This window comes from Pseudonocardia broussonetiae (assembly GCF_013155125.1).
Taxonomy (GTDB): domain Bacteria; phylum Actinomycetota; class Actinomycetes; order Mycobacteriales; family Pseudonocardiaceae; genus Pseudonocardia; species Pseudonocardia broussonetiae.
On record NZ_CP053564.1, the window covers coordinates 4695544 to 4713903 of the forward strand.

The 18360-nt window shown below is 74.9% G+C and carries 18 protein-coding genes; 10 read left to right on the forward strand and 8 right to left on the reverse strand.

Annotated elements, in window-relative coordinates; all coding sequences use genetic code 11:
* Positions 1–7: 7 nt before the first annotated feature.
* Positions 8–1231 carry an ROK family protein gene (locus HOP40_RS22880; protein WP_172161833.1) on the reverse strand — a complete coding sequence of 408 codons (1224 nt, stop codon included), beginning with the start codon at positions 1229–1231 and terminating at the stop codon, positions 8–10.
* Positions 1232–1329: 98 nt separating this feature from the next.
* Between HOP40_RS22880 and HOP40_RS22885 the strand changes: the two genes are divergently transcribed.
* The 5 genes from HOP40_RS22885 (at position 1330) to HOP40_RS22905 (ending at position 7161) form a co-directional block, all read left to right on the forward strand.
* Positions 1330–2829, forward strand: a complete 1500-nt coding sequence (locus HOP40_RS22885; protein ID WP_172168908.1) for a sugar ABC transporter ATP-binding protein — start codon at positions 1330–1332, stop codon at positions 2827–2829.
* Positions 2822–3859: an ABC transporter permease gene (locus tag HOP40_RS22890; RefSeq protein WP_172161835.1), complete on the forward strand. Its 1038-nt coding sequence runs from the start codon at positions 2822–2824 to the stop codon at positions 3857–3859. The genes HOP40_RS22885 and HOP40_RS22890 overlap by 8 nt, the downstream gene beginning before the upstream one ends.
* 91 nt (positions 3860–3950) lie before the next feature.
* Positions 3951–5006, forward strand: a complete 1056-nt coding sequence (locus HOP40_RS22895; RefSeq protein ID WP_172161837.1) for a substrate-binding domain-containing protein — start codon at positions 3951–3953, stop codon at positions 5004–5006.
* Entirely contained in the window at positions 5003–6157 is a 1155-nt protein-coding gene (locus tag HOP40_RS22900) for a Gfo/Idh/MocA family protein (RefSeq protein ID WP_172161839.1), read from the forward strand. Before HOP40_RS22895 ends, HOP40_RS22900 begins: the two co-directional genes overlap by 4 nt.
* Positions 6157–7161, forward strand: a complete 1005-nt coding sequence (locus tag HOP40_RS22905; RefSeq protein ID WP_172161841.1) for a sugar phosphate isomerase/epimerase family protein — start codon at positions 6157–6159, stop codon at positions 7159–7161. Before HOP40_RS22900 ends, HOP40_RS22905 begins: the two co-directional genes overlap by 1 nt.
* Before the next feature lie 9 nt (positions 7162–7170).
* On the opposite strand, the gene HOP40_RS22910 is transcribed toward HOP40_RS22905, so the two are convergent.
* Positions 7171–7830, reverse strand: coding sequence for a M50 family metallopeptidase (locus HOP40_RS22910; RefSeq protein WP_172161843.1), 660 nt, complete (start codon positions 7828–7830; stop codon positions 7171–7173).
* An 84-nt stretch (positions 7831–7914) separates the two neighbouring features.
* Between HOP40_RS22910 and HOP40_RS22915 the strand changes: the two genes are divergently transcribed.
* Genes HOP40_RS22915 through HOP40_RS22925 form a run of 3 tightly spaced genes read left to right on the forward strand, consistent with a single transcriptional unit; the run spans position 7915 to position 10109 of the window.
* Positions 7915–8859 carry a ring-cleaving dioxygenase gene (locus HOP40_RS22915; RefSeq protein WP_172161845.1) on the forward strand — a complete coding sequence of 315 codons (945 nt, stop codon included), beginning with the start codon at positions 7915–7917 and terminating at the stop codon, positions 8857–8859.
* On the forward strand, positions 8856–9479 hold the full coding sequence (locus tag HOP40_RS22920) for an alpha/beta hydrolase (RefSeq protein ID WP_240157214.1): 624 nt from the start codon (positions 8856–8858) through the stop codon (positions 9477–9479). Before HOP40_RS22915 ends, HOP40_RS22920 begins: the two co-directional genes overlap by 4 nt.
* Before the next feature lie 9 nt (positions 9480–9488).
* Positions 9489–10109 carry an L-threonylcarbamoyladenylate synthase gene (locus HOP40_RS22925; RefSeq protein WP_172161847.1) on the forward strand — a complete coding sequence of 207 codons (621 nt, stop codon included), beginning with the start codon at positions 9489–9491 and terminating at the stop codon, positions 10107–10109.
* A 7-nt stretch (positions 10110–10116) separates the two neighbouring features.
* Here HOP40_RS22925 and HOP40_RS22930 read toward each other — a convergent pair whose 3' ends face one another.
* The 5 genes from HOP40_RS22930 to HOP40_RS36045 all read right to left on the reverse strand — a co-directional run bounded on the left by HOP40_RS22930 (position 10117) and on the right by HOP40_RS36045 (position 15281).
* On the reverse strand, positions 10117–12474 hold the full coding sequence (locus HOP40_RS22930) for a putative bifunctional diguanylate cyclase/phosphodiesterase (protein ID WP_172161849.1): 2358 nt from the start codon (positions 12472–12474) through the stop codon (positions 10117–10119).
* Between the two features lie 184 nt (positions 12475–12658).
* Positions 12659–13249 (reverse strand): LURP-one-related family protein, encoded by a 591-nt coding sequence (locus HOP40_RS22935; protein WP_172161851.1) that lies wholly within the window; start codon positions 13247–13249, stop codon positions 12659–12661.
* A complete protein-coding gene (locus tag HOP40_RS22940; protein WP_172168914.1) occupies positions 13246–14166 on the reverse strand; it encodes an RluA family pseudouridine synthase in 921 nt (306 codons plus the stop codon). The genes HOP40_RS22935 and HOP40_RS22940 overlap by 4 nt, the downstream gene beginning before the upstream one ends.
* A gap of 2 nt (positions 14167–14168) precedes the next feature.
* Positions 14169–15050: a helix-turn-helix domain-containing protein gene (locus HOP40_RS22945; protein ID WP_205346883.1), complete on the reverse strand. Its 882-nt coding sequence runs from the start codon at positions 15048–15050 to the stop codon at positions 14169–14171.
* Positions 15051–15071: 21 nt separating this feature from the next.
* Positions 15072–15281: a DUF397 domain-containing protein gene (locus HOP40_RS36045; protein ID WP_226370405.1), complete on the reverse strand. Its 210-nt coding sequence runs from the start codon at positions 15279–15281 to the stop codon at positions 15072–15074.
* A 106-nt stretch (positions 15282–15387) separates the two neighbouring features.
* Between HOP40_RS36045 and HOP40_RS36050 the strand changes: the two genes are divergently transcribed.
* Positions 15388–15723, forward strand: coding sequence for a hypothetical protein (locus HOP40_RS36050; RefSeq protein ID WP_240157215.1), 336 nt, complete (start codon positions 15388–15390; stop codon positions 15721–15723).
* 83 nt (positions 15724–15806) lie between these two features.
* Positions 15807–17177 carry a tetratricopeptide repeat protein gene (locus HOP40_RS22955; protein ID WP_172161857.1) on the forward strand — a complete coding sequence of 457 codons (1371 nt, stop codon included), beginning with the start codon at positions 15807–15809 and terminating at the stop codon, positions 17175–17177.
* A gap of 11 nt (positions 17178–17188) precedes the next feature.
* On the opposite strand, the gene HOP40_RS22960 is transcribed toward HOP40_RS22955, so the two are convergent.
* Positions 17189–18328 carry an ROK family transcriptional regulator gene (locus HOP40_RS22960; protein ID WP_172161859.1) on the reverse strand — a complete coding sequence of 380 codons (1140 nt, stop codon included), beginning with the start codon at positions 18326–18328 and terminating at the stop codon, positions 17189–17191.
* Between the last annotated feature and the right edge of the window lie 32 nt (positions 18329–18360).

Consider the following 18360-nt stretch of genomic DNA (forward strand, 5'->3'; position numbering starts at 1 on the left):
CAGGCCCCTACTTGCCGAGCAGACCGATGTGCTCGGGGGAGAGCACCCGCTCGACCCCGAGCACCGACGCCCCGCCCAGACCGGCGTGCTCCCCGAGCACGCTGGTCGCGAGCACCAGGTTGCGCGTGGCCAGCGGCAGCGCCCGCTGGTACACGACGCTGCGGACCCCGGCGAGCAGCTCGTCGCTCGCCGAGGTGACCGACCCGCCCAGCGTCACGCGCGCCGGGTTGTAGAAGTGCACGAGCATCGCGACGACCTCGCCGATGAGCCCGGCCGCCTCCCGCACCAGCGCCATCGTCGCCGGGTCGGCGCGGGCGACCAGCGCGCGCACCTCGGCCGCGCTGACCGCCTCCCCGCCGGTGGCCGCGCCCAGCCGCTGCCCGATCGCCGAGACCGAGGCGACGGCCTCGATGCAGCCGATGTTGCCGCACACGCACACCGTGTCGGGGGCCCCGCGCACCCGGACGTGCCCGATGTCGCCCGCCGCGCCGTCGGCGCCGTGGTGCAGCACCCCCTCGCGCGTGACGAGCCCGCCGCCGATGCCGGTGCCGACCTTGACGAACAGCAGCGGCGACTGCTCGGCGGGGAGCGCGCGGGCCTCGCCCAGCGCCCGCAGGTTGACGTCGTTCTCCAGCACCACCGGGCAGCCGTAGGTCTTCTGCAGGCGCGCCGACACCGGGTAGGCGTGCCAGCCCGGCATGATCGGCGGGCGCACCGGGACGCCGAGGTGGCCGTCGACCGGCCCCGGCAGGCCGATGACGACCGCGCGCACCGGGGCGGGCGAGCGGACGCGCAGCCGGTCGAGCGCGACCTCGACCCGGCTCAGCACCGCGTCGGGCCCCTCCCGCACGTCGACGTCGACGTGCTCGTGGCCCAGCACCTGCTGGCGCAGGTCGACCACGGCGACGTGCGCCCCGCGCGCGCCGACGTCGGCCAGCAGCACCGCGCCGGAGCGGGGCGAGAGCGCCAGCCGGTCGGCGGGGCGCCCGCGACCGGCTGTCGGCCGGAGCCCGTCGGGCTGCAGGACGCCCCGGGAGAGGAGCTCGTCCACGGCCGCGCTGACGGTGGTGCGGGCCAGCCCGGCGGCCGGCACGAGGTCGGCCTTGCTCACCGCCGTGCCCGACGCGACCAGGCGCGCGACGGTGCTCAGGGTGACGTCGGCGTCGACCCGGCCCGACAGCGGGGGCGTGTCGAGGCGCAGGGCCGGCAGGGCCCAGGAGGGTGCGGACATCACGGCCAGATTTCGTCAGAAAAATAGCTTGAACAGACATTATTCTGCCGTTGTAGGACACTGGTCAACCCTCCTAGGTTTCCCCCGTGTTGCTGGAGATGCGGGGCATCGTCAAGGACTTCCCGGGCGTCCGGGCGCTCGACGGCGTCGACCTCGACGTCGCCGAGGGGGAGGTGCACTGCCTCCTCGGGCAGAACGGCGCGGGCAAGTCGACGCTGATCAAGGTGCTCGCCGGCGCCCACCTGCCCGACGAGGGCGAGCTGCGCTGGGCGGGTGAGCCCGTCGTCTTCGGCTCGCCGCAGGCCGCCGACGCCGCCGGGATCGCGACCATCCACCAGGAGCTCGACCTCGTCCCCGGGCTGAGCGTCGCGGAGAACATCGTGCTGGGCCACGAGCCGTCGCGGCTGGGCTTCACCCGCCCCCGCGACGCCGAGGGCACCGCCCGCGCGCTGCTGCAGCGGCTGGGCCACCCCGAGATCCCGCCCGGCCGCGAGCTCGGGCGGCTGCCGGCCGCCGGGCAGCAGGTCGTCAGCATGGCGCGGGCGCTGGCCCGCGACGCGCGCCTGATCGTCATGGACGAGCCGTCGGCGGTGCTCGACCCGCACGAGGTCGAGAACCTGTTCCGGGTCATCCGCGAGCTCACCGCGGAGGGTGTCGCCGTCGTCTACATCTCCCACCGGCTCGCCGAGATCCGCGAGATCGGCGACCGCGTCACCGTCCTCAAGGACGGCCGCACCGTCGCCCGCGACCTGCCGGCCCGCACCACCCCGACCGCCGACGTCATCACGCTGATGACCGGCCGCACCACCGAGCACGTGTTCCCGCCGCGGACCGGCGACGCCCCCGGCGACGTCGTCCTGGAGGTCGAGGGGCTCTCCCGCGCGGGGGAGTTCGCCGACGTCTCCTTCACCGTGCGCGCCGGCGAGGTCGTCGGGCTGGCCGGGCTGGTCGGCTCCGGGCGCTCGGAGATCCTCGAGACCGTCTACGGCGCGCGCCGCTCGACCGCGGGCACCGTCCGCGTCGACGGGCGCACGCTGCGCCGGGGCTCGGTCCCCGCCGCGGTGCGGTCGGGCGTCGGGCTGTGCCCGGAGGAGCGCAAGAGCCAGGGCCTGCTGCTCGGCGAACCGGTGTACCGCAACGTGTCGCTGCCCGCGCTGGGCCGCTTCGCCCGCGGCGGGTTCGTCCGGGAGAACGCCGAGGTGGCCGCCGCCCGCGAGGTCACCGAGCAGCTCGACGTGCGCCCGGCCGACCCGATGCGCGTGGTCCGCACGCTCTCGGGCGGCAACCAGCAGAAGGTCGTGCTGGCCCGCTGGCTGCTGCGCGGCTGCCGGGTGCTGCTGCTCGACGAGCCCACCCGGGGCGTCGACGTCGGCGCCCGCAGCGAGATCTACGCCCTGGTCCGCAGCCTCGCCGCGAGCGGAGTGGCCGTGGTCCTGGTGTCCAGCGAGGTGCCGGAGGTGCTCGGTCTCGCCGACCGGGTGCTGGTCGTCCGCGAGGGCGCGGTCGTGCACGAGGCGCCGAGCGACGAGCTCGACGAGAGCCGGGTCCTCGACCTGGTGATGGAGACCCACGACGTGAAGGGACACACCCATGCCTGACCAGGAGCTGGTCACGGCGCCGGCCGCCGACGAGAGCGGACGGGTCGAGAAGGCCGCCTCGGCCGCGGGCCGGGGCCCGTCGCGTGCGGCGCGGCTGCTCGACAGCGGGGCCGGGCGCAACCTGGGTCTGGTCGCGGTGCTGGTGCTGCTGTGCGTGGTGGGGGTGTCGACCGCCGACACGTTCGCCACGACGTCGAACCTGCTGACGATCCTGACCTCCGCGTCGATCATCGGCGTGATCACCGTCGGGGTCACGTTCGTGATCATCGGCGGGGGTATCGACCTGTCGGTGGGCAAGGTGATGGCCCTGGCCTCGGTCTGGGCGACCACCGTCGCGACCCAGTCCTACGGGCCCTGGGTCATGATCTTCTGCGCGCTCGCCGTCGGCGCGGGGGCGGGCCTGGTCAACGGCCTGCTCATCGCCTACGGCCGGATCGTGCCGTTCATCGTGACGCTGGCGATGCTCATCACCGCGCAGGGGTTGGCGGAGCGGATCTCCGGGCGGCGCAGCCAGATCGTGGTCGACCCGGTGATCGCCGGGATCGCCAACACCCGGCTGTTGGGGATCCCGCTGCTGGTCTACATCTTCGCCGCGGTGGTGGCGCTGGGCTGGGTGCTGCTCAACCGGACCACGTTCGGACGGCGCACGTTCGCGATCGGCGGCAACCCCGAGGCCGCCCGCCTGGCCGGGCTGGACGTGAAGCGGCACACGATCGCGCTCTACGTGCTGTCCGGGCTGTGCTGCGGCATCGCCGCGATCATGATCGCCTCGTTGACCACGACGGGGTCGAGCACCCACGGCACGCTCTACGAGCTCGACGCGATCGCCGCGGTGATCATCGGCGGCACGCTGTTGACCGGTGGTCGCGGCACCCTGATCGGTTCGATCCTCGGGGTGCTGGTGTTCACCACGATCACGAACCTGTTCGTGCTCAACAACCTGGCGACCGAGGTCCAGAACATCGCCAAGGGCGTGATCATCGTGGTCGCGGTCCTGATCCAGACCCGCGCCCAGCGCACCTCCACCTGACCCGTTCCCCCTCTTCCCGGTTCCCCCTCTTCCCGGTTCCCCTCTTCTCGGCCCCCGCACGTCCCCCTTTGCACGAAGGAGTGCCCTTCTCATGTCCGACTCGTCCGCTCTCGCGCGCCGCGGTTTCCTCGTCGGCGCCCTCGGTGTGGGTGCCGCGCTGACCACGGCGTGCACCAGCAACGCCGCCGCCCCGACCGCGGCCGGTACCAACACCGCCCCAGCCGCGGGGGACAACGCCGAGCCCGGCACCCCGGTCACGATCGGGTTCTCGGCCCCGGCCGCGGACCACGGCTGGATCGCCGCGATCGCGGCGAACGCGCAGGCGCAGGCCGGGCAGTACCCGGATGTGACGTTGGAGGCGGTGAACCCGACCAACGACATCACCCAGCAGATCGCCGCGGTCGAGACGCTGATCAACCAGGGTGTGGATGCGCTGGTGATCCTGCCCAACGACGGCAGCCAGCTCACCTCGCTGGGCCGTCGGGCGATGGACGCGGGTATCCCGGTGATCAACCTGGACCGGATCTTCGACTCGCCGCTGGCCTACCGGACCTGGATCGGTGGGGACAACTACGGCATGGGCGTGTCGGCGGGCACCTACATCGGGACCCGGCTGCGTGAGGCCGGGGTGGCGAACCCGATCATCGGGGAGATCGCCGGGATCGACAACCTGCCGCTGACCCAGGCGCGGAGCCAGGGGTTCTCCGATGCGCTGGCCTCGTTCGGGTTCGCCGTCGGGCCGCGGCAGGCCGCGGACTTCACCGCCCAGGGCGGGCAGCGGGTGACCGCGAACCTGCTGCAGGCCGCTCCGCAGCTGGACGCGGTGTGGAACCACGACGACGACCAGGGCATCGGCGTCCTGGCGGCGATCACCCAGGCCGGGCGCAGCGAGTTCTTCATGGTCGGCGGCGCGGGCTCGGCCAACGCCATGCGGGAGATCAAGGCCGACACCTCGGTGCTCAAGGCCACCGTCACCTACAGCCCGACGATGGCGTCCTCGGCGATGGCGCTGGCCCGCCTGGTCGCACAGAACCGCGGCATGGGTGACCTGGTCGAGAAGGAGGTGCCGACCTCGATCACGCTGGCCTCGGCCACGATCACCAAGGAGAACGTGGACACCTACCTGCCCCTGGGCTTCGAATCATGACCCAGGCACGGCCCGGTCTGGGCGTCGGCATGGTCGGCCACGCCTTCATGGGGGCCGCCCACTCCCAGGCGTGGCGCACGGCGGGCCGGTTCTTCGACCTCCCGCTCACCCCCGACATGGCCGTGCTGTGCGGGCGCAACGCCGACACGGCCCGCGCCGCGGCCGACCGGCTCGGGTGGCGCGACGTCGAGACGGACTGGAAGGAGCTCCTGACCCGCGACGACGTGCAGCTCGTCGACGTCTGCACCCCCGGCGACACGCACGCGGCGATCGCGATCGCGGCGCTGGACGCGGGCAAGCACGTGCTGTGCGAGAAGCCGCTGGCCAACACCGTCGACGAGGCCCGGGCGATGGTGGCCGCGGCGCAGCGGGCGCAGGCGTCGGGCGTGCGGAGCATGGTCGGCTTCAACTACCGGCGGGTGCCCGCGGTCTCGCTGGCGCGGCGGCTGGTGGAGCAGGGGCGCATCGGCGAGGTCCGCCACGTGCGCGCCAGCTACCTGCAGGACTGGATCGTCGATCCCGAGGCGCCGCTGGTGTGGCGGCTGCAGGCCGAACGCGCCGGGTCGGGGGCACTCGGCGACATCGGCGCGCACGTCGTCGACCTGGCGCAGTTCGTCACCGGCGACCGCCTCTCCGGCGTCAGCGGGCTCACCGAGACCTTCGTCCGCGAGCGCCCGCTGCCGTCGGGGGAGGGCCGGGGACCGGTCACCGTCGACGACGCGGCGCTGTTCGTCGGCCGGTTCGCCGGCGGCGCGCTCGCGAGCTTCGAGGCGACCCGCTTCGCGACCGGGCGCAAGAACCAGATCCGCCTCGAGGTCAACGGCAGCGCGGGCTCGCTCGCGTTCGACTTCGAGCAGATGAACGAGCTCCAGTTCTTCGACGGCACCGAGGACCCGGACGTCGCCGGGTTCCGGCGCATCCTCGTCACCGAACCGGGGCACCCGTACGCGGGAGCCTGGTGGCCGCCCGGCCACGGGCTCGGCTACGAGCACACGTTCACCCACGAGGTCGTCGACCTGGTGCGCGACGTGGCGGCGGGCAGCGACCCCGTCCCGTCGTTCGCCGACGGGCTGCAGGTGCAGCTCGTGCTCGACGCCGTGGTCCGATCCGCCGCCGCGGGCAGCGGCTGGCAGGCAGTGGAGGAGAGCTGATGGCACGCCCGGTCACCCTGTTCACCGGCCAATGGGCCGACCTGCCCTTCGAGGAGGTGGCGCGCCTGGCGGGGGAGTGGGGCTACGACGGCCTGGAGATCGCCTGCTGGGGCGACCACCTCAACGTCTGGGCCGCGGTCGAGGACGACACCTACGTCCAGGGCCGCCGCGACATCCTGGACAAGTACGGCCTCCAGGTGCACGCGATCTCCAACCACCTCACCGGGCAGGCCGTCTGCGACGACCCGATCGACGCCCGGCACGAGGCCATCCTGTCGCCGCGGGTCTGGGGCGACGGCGACGCGGAGGGCGTCCGGCAGCGGGCGGCCGAGGCGATGAAGACGACGGCGCGCGCCGCGGCGAAGCTCGGCGTCGACACGGTCGTCGGGTTCACCGGGTCGAGCATCTGGAAGACCGTGGCGATGTTCCCGCCGGTGCCGCAGTCGATGGTCGACGCCGGCTACCGCGACTTCGCCGACCGCTGGAACCCGATCCTCGACGTGTTCGACGAGGTCGGTGTGCGGTTCGCCCACGAGGTCCACCCCAGCGAGATCGCCTACGACTACTGGACGACGGTCGCGGCCCTGGAGGCGGTGGAGCACCGCCCGGCGTTCGGCCTGAACTGGGACCCCAGCCACTTCGTGTGGCAGGACCTCGACCCGGTCGGGTTCCTGTGGGACTTCCGGGACCGGATCTACCACGTCGACTGCAAGGACGCGAAGCGCCAGGTCGGCAACGGCCGCAACGGGCGGATGGGCTCGCACCTGGCGTGGGCCGACCCGCGCCGCGGCTGGGACTTCGTCTCCACCGGGCACGGGGACGTGCCGTGGGAGGCGTGCTTCCGGATGCTCAACACGATAGGCTACGACGGCCCGATCTCCGTGGAGTGGGAGGACGCGGGGATGGACCGGCTCGTCGGTGCGCCCGAGGCGCTGGAGTTCGTGCGCCGCCAGGCCTTCGACCCGCCGTCGGCGGCGTTCGACGCGGCCTTCTCGTCCCGCTAGGCCGTTCCGCTAGAGGCCGAGCAGCCGTCGTCCGCCCACCCACAGGCAGACGACGGCGACGAACCACCACCAGGCGACCCAGACGAAGCCCGGGACCAGGAAGTCCCGCGACAGCAGCGCTGGGTCGCCCCGGCCCTTGCCGCCGACGCCGAGCACCACCAGCCCGGCGAACTCGCCGATGAGCATCCACCAGACCAGCAGCACGCCGACGGTCGCCTGGAGGTCCGGGCTGCCCGCCACCGCGACCCAGCCGATCAGGACGCCGTAGCCGACGACGAGGAGGTTGGTGAAGAACCCGCGCGCGTGCAGCAGGGCGAAGACGAGCAGGAGCACCGACGCCCAGAGGAGCGACCACGCCTTGCCGTCGAGCACCAGGTTCGCCCCGGCCAGGCCCAGCAGCGGCGCGGTCATGTAGCCGATCACGCCGATGAACAGGTTCGACACGTACCACCCGCCGGGGATGTCCGTCGCGCCCCCGTTCGCGTCGCCCTCGGTCACGTGGAAGCCGGTGACGGTCCGGCCGCTGAGCACCCCCATGACCACGTGCCCGCCCTCGTGGACGATGGTCACCAGCGACCCCGCCCACTGGCCCGTGAACGTGACGAGCAGCAGGGCGATGAACCCCGCGATGTGCACGACGGGCGCCCCCGGGGTGACGGAGCCGATCACGTCGCTGACCATGCCCTCGACTTCGCACCCCGGGCTGCCGGCGTTAACGGGCCAGTACTTGCGCGGGCAACTAGTGTGGACGCCATGACGGACATCGCGCCCCACGGGCTGCACCACGTCACGGCCGTCGCCTCGGACCCGCAGGCCAACGTCGACTTCTACACCCGCGCGCTCGGGCTGCGGCTGGTCAAGCAGACCGTCAACTTCGACGCGCCCGACACCTACCACCTCTACTACGGCGACGCGGCGGGGTCGCCGTCGACGATCCTCACGTTCTTCCCCTGGCGGGGCGTCCCCGCCGGGCGGCAGGGCAGCGGGCTCACCACGGCGACGGCGTTCAGCGTGCCGCCGGAGTCGCTGGGCTGGTGGCAGAACCGGATCGCGGGGATGGGCGTCGAGCACGAGGGCCCGCGCACCCGCGACGGCGAGGAGGTTCTGACCTTCCGCGACCCGGACGGGTTGGTGATCGACCTCGTTGCCGCGCCGGGCGACGCGCGCTCGGGCTGGGACGGCGTCGCCGACGTGCCCGCCGAGCACGCCGTGCGCGGGCTGCACGCGGTGACGCTGTCGGAGCGCCTGCCCGACCCGACCGTCGAGCTGCTCACCGGTCTGCTCGGGATGACCGCGGCCGGCGAGGACGGCGACCGCGCCCGCTTCGCCATGGCGGGCGGCGGCGCGGGGGCGGTGCTCGACGTCGCCGCCGACGGGCGCGCCAAGGGCCTCCAGGCCGGCGGCACCGTGCACCACGTGGCGTTCCGGGTGGCCGACCGGGCCACGCAGGCGCTCTGGCGCTCCGAGCTCGTCGAGGCCGGGCTGCACGTCACCGAGATCCTCGACCGGCAGTACTTCACCTCGATCTACTTCCACGAACCCGGGGGCGTGCTGTTCGAGATCGCCACCGACGAGCCGGGCTTCGCCGTCGACGAGCCGCTGCTGGAGCTGGGCCGCTCGCTCAAGCTGCCGCCGTGGCTCGAGCCGACGCGCGAGCAGATCGAGGCCTCCCTGCCGCCGCTGCGGGTGCCCTCGTGAGCGGCCCGGCGTCCGGCCCGGTGAGCGCCTTCGAGCACGTCCGGCTCCCCGGCGAGGGCGCACCGCTGCTGCTCCTGCACGGCACCGGCGGCACCGAGCACGACCTGCTGCCGCTGCGGGAGCACCTGGCGCCGGGCGCACCGGTGCTCGCCCCGCGCGGGCGGGTGCGGGAGAACGGCATGAACCGCTTCTTCCGGCGCCTGGCCGAGGGCGTGCTCGACGAGGACGACCTGCGGCTGCGCGTCGACGAGCTGGCCGACTTCGTCGTCGGCGTCGATCCCGGCCCGTGGGTCGCGGCCGGGTTCTCCAACGGCGCCAACACGGCGTCGGCGCTGCTGTTCCGGCGGCCCGAGGTGCTGTCGGGCGCGGTCCTGCTGGCGGCGATGGTGCCGTTCCGCGACGGGCCCGCCTCCCGGAGCGGTGGCCCGGTCGACCTCTCCGGCAAGCGCGTCGCGGTCTCCAACGGACGCCACGACCCGCTGGTGTCCGCCGCGGAGACGGCGACGCTGGTGGCGCAGCTGCGCGGCTGCGGCGCGACCGTCGAGGAGTTCCCGCACGGCGGCGGTCACGGGATCGATGCGGACGTGTTGCCGCACGTGCGGGCGTTCCTGGGGCGCTAGCCTGCCCGGATGGCCCGCTACTTCGATGTGCACCCCGTCGACCCGCAGCGGCGGGCGATCACCCAGGTGGCCGACGTCGTGCGCGACGGCGGCCTGATCGCCTACCCCACCGACTCTTGCTTCGCGCTGGGGTGCCAGCTCGGCAACGCCAAGGGGCTCGACCGGATCCGCGAGATCCGCCAGCTCGACGACCGCCACCACTTCACGCTGGTCTGCGCCGACTTCGCGCAGCTGGGCCAGTTCGTGCAGATCAGCAACGCCGTGTTCCGGTCGGTGAAGGCGGCGACGCCGGGCCAGTACACGTTCATCCTGCCGGCCACCAAGGAGGTGCCGCGCCGGCTGCTGCACCCGAAGAAGAAGACCGTCGGCGTGCGCATCCCCGACCACGTCGTCACCCAGGCGCTGCTGGCCGAGCTGGGCGAGCCGCTGCTGTCGTCCACCCTGCTGCTCCCCGACCAGGAGGAGCCGATGACGCAGGGCTGGGACATCAAGGAGCGGCTCGACCACGCCGTCGACGCCGTCATCGACTCGGGGGAGTGCGGCACCGAGCCGACCACGGTCGTCGACCTGTCCGGCTCCGAGCCGGAGATCGTCCGCGTGGGAGCGGGCGACCCGTCCCGGTTCGAGTAGCGGCCGGTCACCCCACGCGACCGAGCAGGTCCGTGTCGATGACGGGCTGCTCGGCGAGCACCACCGGCGTCAGCTCCTCGGCGGACGCCGGGCGCCCGATCAGGTGGCCCTGCACCAGGTCGCAGCCCACGCGGCACAGCTCCTGGAGCTGCCCGGGTCGTTCGACGCCCTCGGCGACGGTGCGCAGCCCGAGGTGGCGGGTGAGCTCGAACAGCCCCACGAGGAAGCGCTTGCGCTGCGCGTCGTGGTCGATGTCGGCGACGAAGTAGCGGTCGATCTTCACGGTGTCGACGGGCGTGCTGGACAGGCGCGCGAGCGTCGAGTAGCCGGTGCCGAAGTCGTCGAGGGCGAGGCGGACGCCGACGGCGCGCAGGTCGTTGAGCACGTCCAGCGCCGTCTCCGGGCGGTAGGTCATCGTGCTCTCGGTGATCTCCAGCGCGAGCTGGCCCGGGGCGAGGTCGTGGCGGGCGAACAGCTCGGCGACGCGGGCGGGCATCGCGGCGTCGGTCAGCTCCGTCGGGTCGACGTTGACGGCCACCCGCAGCCTGCGGTGCCCGAGCGCCCGGCTCCACTGCGCGAGCTGCGCGCAGGACTGCTCCAGCATCAGCCGCGTGAGGTGCTCGGACAGCCCGGCGCGCGCGGCGAGCGGCACGAACGTCGTGGGCGGGACCTCGACGCCCTCGTGCGTCCACCGGGCGAGCGCCTCCAGCGCCCCGATGCGCCCCGTGGCCGGATCGACGACCGGCTGGAACACCGGGCGCACCAGACCCTGGTCGAGCGCGTCGGCGAAGGCCCGGTGCAGCGCGTGGCCGTCCCGGCGGTTCCCCCGGCCCAGCGACGGCGAGTGCACGAGGACCCCGCCGCCGCGGCCGGCGTCCTTGACCGCGTACATCGCCACGTCGGCGCGGTGCAGCAGCGTGGCGGCCTGCTCGGGACCGGGCGGGTCGGCGCCGGGCTCCTCGGTCGCGACGCCGATGCTCGCCGACACCGTGACCGTGCGCCCGTCGATCTGGAACGGCGCGGCGAACGCCTCGAGCAGCGACCGCGCGACGGTGGTGGCGTCGTGCCCGTCGAGCGGGCCCTGCTCCACCAGCACCGCGAACTCGTCGCCGCCCAGGCGCGCGAGGGTGTCGGCGGCGCGCACCCGCCCGCGCAGGCGCTCGGCGACCCGCACGAGCAGCGCGTCGCCCATGGCGTGGCCCAGGCTGTCGTTGACGGACTTGAAGCCGTCGAGGTCGAGGAACACCACCGACACGGGCCGCTGGTCGCGGGCCGAGAGGTCGAGGGCGTGGCCGAGGCGGTCCAGGAACAGCGCCCGGTTGGCCAGGCCGGTGAGCCCGTCGTGGAACGCCAGGTCGTGGAGCTCGTTCTCGCGCTCCTGGACGGTCCGGGCCAGCGCCTCGTTGTCGCGGATGGTGGCGTACTGGCGGATCAGGACGAGCGCGACCAGCGCCGAGATCAGCCCGACCGCGAACGGCCCGAGCGTGCGGCCCGACGCCGACTGGGCGGAGGCGACGACGACCGCGGCGCCCAGCGGGAGGTAGGGGAGCAGCCCGGCCCGCGCGACGGTCGGGCGCACCGGCGGCCGCGGCGTCTGGCGCGCCCCGGTGATGAGCGACCCGGCCGTGCCGAGGAGCAGGAACGCCGCCCACCAGCCCCAGTCGACGGGCGAGCCGGTGAGGTAGGTGCCGTCGGCCGTGGCGTAGGAGAACATCACGTCCGACGTGGTCATCCCGGCCATCGACAGCCCGAGCAGCGTCCAGAGCAGCGGCTTCTCGCGGGTCTGGGCGAGGGTCAGGACGGTGACGGTGCACAGCACGACGTCGGCGATCGGGTAGGCCAGCGCGACGGCGGTGTCGGCGAGGGGGCGGTTCTCCGCGACCGAGGTGACGACGGTGAACCAGGCGACGAGCCCGAGGCCGCAGCCGATCGTCAGCGCGTCGAGCACGCGCCGGGAGGTCGCGAGGCCGCCGGAGTTGGGCGAGAGCAGCGCGAACCCGACCAGCGCCGCGGTCGGGAAGCCGAGGTAGCCGATGTCGGCCCACGACGGGAAGGGCGTGGTGATCCCGAGCGCTTCCAGGACGGTCCAGACGACCTGCCCGAGGCCCCAGGAGGCCGCCGCGACGGCCAGGGCCGCCCACCCCTGCCGGGTGCGCCCGCGCGAGCGTCGCGAGGCCCGGGCGCAGCCCGCCACGGCCGCCCCCGCGAACAGCAGCACGCCGAGGTTGCCCGCGTACTGCTGCGCCTCGCCGTCGAGCGCCGTCGTCAGGCCGACCAGGAGGAGGAAGGCGGTGACGGCCGCGACCCCGGATGCGGGCACGGCGGAGCGCAGCGCGTGCACGGCGGGGTGCGGCGAGGCGGTCATGGCCGGTACTTCGTCATGCTGTGGACTTCGCTCGGGGGGCCCGTTCGGTTGACGTCATCGGACCCACCCTGCGGCGCGCGGCGCCGGTGGTGAGTCCGGCGGCCCCCACGATCACCCGAAAGGGTGGTGGGGGACGGCTGCGGGCCGCTCGGCACGGGTGGACGGCCGGTGGGCGCGGGGGTGCTCAGCGGCTCTGCAGCGCGTCCAGCGCCACGGCCATCGACGCCGCCACCCGGAAGTCCAGGCGGGAGTCGTGCACGGTGACCGCGTAGTGGTCGCGGATCGCGCGCTGCCGCTCGCTCGTGAGCACGGGTGCGCCCGTGGTGGAGTCGACGAAGTCGAAGTGGAAGACGAAGGGCACCCACACGTCGCCCACGTACGGGATCACCGTCCACACCCGGCGCAGCACCGCGATCACGGGCCGGCGCTCCCGGCCGCGCGCGTCGAGCCCGGGGGCGCCGAGCGCCCACGTGGAGCGCAGCAGGCTGGCCGCGAACTCCTTCTTGAACCACCCCAGCGGGCGGCCGGCCTCGTCGAGCACGTCGTGCTCGGCCCGCACGTCCATCCGCTGGCGGGCCTTGAAGGAGAACACGCGGCGCTGCTTCGACTCGTCCGTGAAGAAGACGACCTCCTCCTTCAGCTTCATCCGCTTCTGCTCGGCGAAGGCCATGAGCTGCCCCTCGGTGCCGTCCGGGTTCGCCGCGAACACGAGGTAGCGGTTGACCATCATCGTGACCTTCTGGCGGACGAAGAACCGCGGGACCTGCATCGTCATGGGGCGGAGTCTGGCAGGTCCCGCAAGCGCAGCCCGCTGGTGAACCGCCGCTCCCGTCCGGTGATCGGGTCGGTGAAGCAGAGCTCGGCCGCGAGCAGCTGCAGCGGGCGGCTGAAGTCGTCGAGGGCCTGCTCGTGCACCTCGGGGTAGAAGTCGTCGTGCAGGATCGGCACGCCGAGGCCGGACATGTGCAGCCGCAGCTGGTGCGTGCGCCCGGTGCGCGGGGTGAGCCGGTAGCGCGCGAGGCCGCCGCGGACCTCCACCCGCTCCACGAGCGTCTCGGCGTTGGGCGGGCCGTCGACCTCCCGCGCCTGCACCTCCCCGCGCTCCTTGACGATCCGGCTGCGGACGGTCAGCGGCAGCCGCAGCTCCGGGTCGTGCGGGGCCACCGCCTCGTAGACCTTGTGGACGCGCCGGTCCCGGAACAGCGTCTGGTAGGCCCCGCGGCGCTCGCGGCGGACCACGAACATCACCAGCCCGGCGGTCACGCGGTCGAGGCGGTGCGCGGGGCTGAGCTCGGGCATGTCGAGGTCGCGGCGCAGCCGCACCAGCGCGGTCTCGGCGACGTGGCGCCCGCGCGGGATGGTGGCGAGGAAGTGCGGCTTGTCGACGACGAGCAGGTCGTCGTCGCGGTGCACGATCCCGATGCCGAACGGCACGGGGACCTCCTCGGGCAGGTCGCGGTGGAACCACAGGTAGGTGCCGGGGCGGAAGGGGGAGTCGGGGCCGAGCGGGCCGTCGGCGTCGACGACGCGGCGCTCGGCCAGCATCGCGTCGACCCGCTCGGCGGGCACGCGGGGCAGCCGCTCGACGAGGTGGTCGCGCATCGTCGCCCAGCGCCCGTCCTCGGGCGTGCGGAGGCGGACCGGGTCGAGACCCAGCCGCTGGGGGAGCGGGGACGCCGGACGCCTGCGCAGGGCTACAGCTCCGCCCGGATCGAGGCGAGGATCGCGCCCGTTCGCCCGACCGGCTCCACCTGGGTGCAGAGGCGGTCCATGACGCGCTCGTAGTGGGCGACGTCGGACGGCGCGTCGAGGTAGAGCGCGCTGGTGAGCTGCTCCAGGTAGACGAGGTCGGCCAGGTCGGGCTCGGTGAACCCGAGGATCGTGAACGGCCCGCCGGCCGCCGCGTGCCCGCCGAAGTGGAACGGCGCCACCTGCAGGCGCACGTGCGGGAGCTCCGACAGCGCGAGGAGGTGGTCGAGCTGGGCGCGGGCCACGGCGGGCCCGCCGACCGTGCGCCGCAGCGCCCCCTCGTCGACGACGGCGTGCAGCGCGGGCGCGCCGGGGGCGGTGAGCAGCGCCTGGCGGCGCATCCGGAGCTCGACGCGGCGCTCGACCTCGGGGGCGTGGTCGTAGACCAGGCGGATGACCGCGCGGGCGTGGTCGGCGGTCTGCAGCAGGCCCGGCACGAACTGCACCTCGTAGGTGCGGATGCGGCTCGCGGCCTGCTCCAGCCCGACGTACGTCTCGGCCCAGCCGGGCAGCAGGTCGTGGTAGCTCTGCCACCAGTCCGGCTCGGTGGCCCGGCGCGCCAGCGCCCGGTAGCGGTCGTCCGCGACGCCGTAGCGGGTCAGCAGGTCGTCGACGTCGCGGGTGGTGAAGCCGCCCCGGCCGAGCTCGCGGCCGAGCTCCAGGCCGTCGATGCGGGCGGGGGAGGTGCGCAGGGTGCCGGCCGCGGCCTCGCGGCTGATGCCCGCGGCCTCGCGGAGGCGGCGCAGCTGCCCGCCGAGGGCGATGCGCAGCGCGGGGGGCCCGGAGTCGGGGGGTCCGGAGCCGGCGGGTGGAGCGTCGTCGTGCACCCGCACTCCCCGGTGGACCGCCTAGTGGGCGAGGTCGTCGAACTCCCCGGCGCGGACGCCGTCGAGGAACGCCGCGATCTCGGCGCGAGTGTAGACCAGCGTCGGACCCGCGGGATGGCGCGAGTTGCGCACCGCGACGCCACCGTCGGCCATGGCCGCCAGCTCGACGCAGTTGCCGGAGGGGTTGCTCGCGGAGCTCTTGCGCCAGGCGAGTATCTCTTGCAGATGCACGTGCAGATGTTCACGCACCAGCACTTGCAGATGCAAGCTCGTTCCGACACGATCAGGTTGCGTTCGACACAGCACGGCGGCACTGCGCCAGACGGGGGAGACGGCGATGAACAGGTCATGGGGTGCGGATCCGCCGGTCGGACGACCGCGGCAGGCCGCCGCCCCGTCGGAGGCCGGGGCCACCGTCACGCCGCTGCCGGGTCTGGTCGACCCCGCCGCGGCCGCTCTCACCAGCCCCCAGCACTTCGGCCTCGCCGACGAGCTGGCCCCGATGGTCCAGGTGTGGGAGCGCCTGCTGGCGCTGCACCTCCCCGATCGGACAGGTCGGTGTCGCACGTGCACGCAGGGCGGCACGGGGCTGCCCGGCACCCACTGGCCGTGCGCCCTGCACGGCATTGCCGAGCTCGCCCGCCGTCGCCACGGCCGCGCGCAGGGCGCCTGAGCACCGGCGGCCGGCGCCTCCCCTCCGGACGCCGGCCGCCGTGTCCGTCGCGTGACCGGCCCGGCGTAGGTTCCCCCGAGCGCATGAAGCACACCGACCTCGTCCCCAACCTGTTCACGGTGCTGCACGAGCCGGTCACGGGCCGGCCCGCGGCCCCGCACGCCGTCGTGTGCGGGGCGCTGTTCTCCGCGCAGGTGTGCGCGCTCGTGGTCGCCGGCCGGCTCGCGCTCGACGGCGACGGCCTCGCCGTCACCGCGCGGCGCCCCCCGCGCCCCGGCGCCGGGGACCCCACCGGCGACCTCGTCGTCGAGGCCGTCGCCCACGCGCGGGCGGCGCGCGACCTGCGCTCCTGGTCCTCGGCGCTGGGCGGCGTCGTCCACGACCGGGTCGCCGAGGAGCTCGTCGAGGCCGGGGTGGTCCGGCGCGAGGCGCCCCGGCGGCTGCGCCCGACCCCGCGCTGGCCCGCGGCCGACCCGCTGCGCGCCGGGCGCGCCCGGATGGAGCTCGACCAGATGGCCGCCGACCCCCGCTCGTTCGACCTGCCCGGTGCGGTGGCCGTCGCCTGCCTGCTCGCCGCGGGCGTCGACGACGTGCTGGTCACCGGATCCGGCCTGGTCGACGAGCTGGTGGCGGAGCTGCCGCCCGACGTCGGCGCCGTCGTCACCGCGCTGGCCCGCACCCCGGTCCTGCCGATGCCCGGTGGCGGCCGCTTCACCGGCTCGCGGCTGCTCGTGGAGAGCGCGGTGCTGCGCCGCCGCGCCGCCGACCCGACCGCGTGGACCGACCGCCGGCACCTGCGCGAGCGGCACGACGCCGGGGCGGCGCTGGTCGCGGCCGGGCGTGCGGACGAGGCGGTGCCGGTGCTGGAGCAGGCCGTCGCCGAGGCGGTGCACGGCCTGGGGCCGGTCGACCCGGACGCGCTCGTGGCCGAGGGCAACCTCGCCGTCGCCTACCTGGCCGCCGGGCGCCCGGAGGTCGGGATCCCGCTGCTGGTCGACACGCTCGAGGACCGCGAGCGCACCCTGGGCCCGGACCACCCGGTCGCGCTCACCGCCCGCGACGTCCTCGCCGCGGTCCACCGCACGGCGGGCCGCCCGGCCGAGGCGCTGGCGCACTACGCGCTCGTGGTCGCCCACCGCACCCGCGTCCTCGGCGCCGCGCACCCCCACACGCTCACCTCGCGGTTGGGCGCCGGCCTGAGCCACGCCGACGACGGCGACGCCCGCGCGGCCGTCGCCGAGCTCGGCTCCGCGCTGCGCGACGCGGTGGAGGGCTGCGGCCCGGCGCACCCGGTCACCGTGGCCCTGCGCGGGGCGCTGGCCGAGTGCCTGGAGTCGGCGGGCCGCCCGGTCGAGGCGCGGTCGGAGTTCGACCGGGCCGCCCGCGACGCCGAGTCGGCGCTCGGCCCGGCCCACCCCGACACCGAGGCCCTGCGCGACGCGCTGACCGGCTGAGACGGGCGGGGTCAGGCCGGCTGCAGGTCGAGCAGCCGCGGCCGCACCTCGTCCAGGGCGGTGCGGACGGCGCCCAGCACGACCCCGCGGTCGGCGAGCACGGACGCCGACAGCCGCACGGGACGCTCGGTGAGGCCCGCGACCTCGCGGCGCAGCGGCGCCAGCAGGACCTCGCCCGCCGCGGCCACCGCCCCGCCGACGACGAGCAACTCGGGGTCGAGCAGCGTGGCCAGCACGGCCAGCGCCCGCGCGATCCGGCGCGCGACGGCGTCGACGACGCCCCGGGCGGTCTCGTCGCCCGCGCCGGCGGCCGCGACGACCTGCTCGGCCCGCACCGTCCGCCCGAGCTCGGCCGAGCCCCAGCGCCGGGCCAGGCTGCCGATCGCGGCGGTGCCGCCGACGCCGTCGACGAGGTCGAGGAACCCCATCTCGCCGACGCCGCCGCGGTGCCCGCGCACGATCCGCCCGCCCAGGCACACCCCGGCGCCCAGGCGCTCGCCCGCGAGGACGAGCACGACGTCGTCGACGCCCCGGGCCACGCCGCGCCAGCGCTCGCCGGCGACCGCGAGGTTGGCGTCGTTCTCCACGCGGGCGCGCCCGACGACGGGCGCGAGCGCGGCGGGCAGGTCGAGCGCGGCGAGCCCGGGGAGGTAGGCCTCGTCGGCGGACGCGCGGCCGTCGGCGTCGACGGGGGCGGGCACCCCGAGGACGGTGCCGAGCACCCGCCCGCCCGCGGCCCCGGCGGCGTCGAGCGCGCGGGCGCAGGTGGCGCGCGTCAGGTCGAGTCGCTCGGCCGCGCCGACGTGCGGGTGCGCGAACGCGGCCCCGGCCTCGCCCACCGGCGCGCCGGAGAGGTCGGCGACCACGGCCCGCACCGACGTCGCGCCCATGTCGACGGCGAGCACGGACCCGGCGCCGGGGCGGGGGGCGTAGCGGCGGGCCGGTCGTCCGGGACGCCCGGGGCCGTCGTCGCCGCGCGGGGGCTCGACCAGCCAGCCGCGGCCGATCAGGTCGTCGCACACGGCGTGCACGGTGGGGCGCGACAGGCCCGTGCGGGCCATCAGGTCGGCGCCGCTGCAGGCCCCGGCGTCGAGCACCGCGTCGAGCACCGCCTGCGTGTTGAGCCGCCGCACCACGTCGGTCCCCGACACCGCCTCCACCTCTCTTGACGCGCTCCGGCACA